This is a genomic window from Cupriavidus sp. 8B (assembly GCF_054589115.1).
Window position 1 is genome coordinate 1 of sequence record NZ_BAAILO010000398.1, and the last position, 413, is coordinate 413.

At 64.9% G+C, this 413-nt stretch carries 1 protein-coding gene; it reads left to right on the top strand.

The window, feature by feature from the left end; translation table 11 throughout:
- Positions 1–413: MlaD family protein (locus ACYP5B_RS37615; RefSeq protein ID WP_459572964.1), on the top strand; the 413-nt coding region annotated here is incomplete at both ends.

Genomic DNA, 413 nt, shown 5'->3' on the forward strand with positions numbered 1-413 from the left:
ACTGTCACTGCCGACGCCTCAGGCAGGCAGTTCGTGCTGCGTGCGCAAGACCTGGGCTCGCTCGACATCGGCTCACCGGTCTACTATCGTCGCGTGCAGGTCGGCCATGTCGTAGCGTATCAACTCGAGCCGAACGGCCACGACATCACGCTGCGCGTCTTCGTCAACAAGCCCTATGACAAGCTCGTCTCCGCCGATACGCGCTTCTGGCATGCCAGCGGCGTCGACCTCAAGCTCGACGCGAACGGGCTGAAGTTGTCCACGCAGTCGCTGGTCACCGTGATGCTTGGCGGCCTAGCCTTCCAGGCGCCGGAGCACTCGACTGCGCACGCCACGGCCGCCGAGAACACCGAGTTCCTGCTTGCGGCGGACCAATCGGAAGCCATGAAGGAGCCGGAGGAACTCGCCCCCGC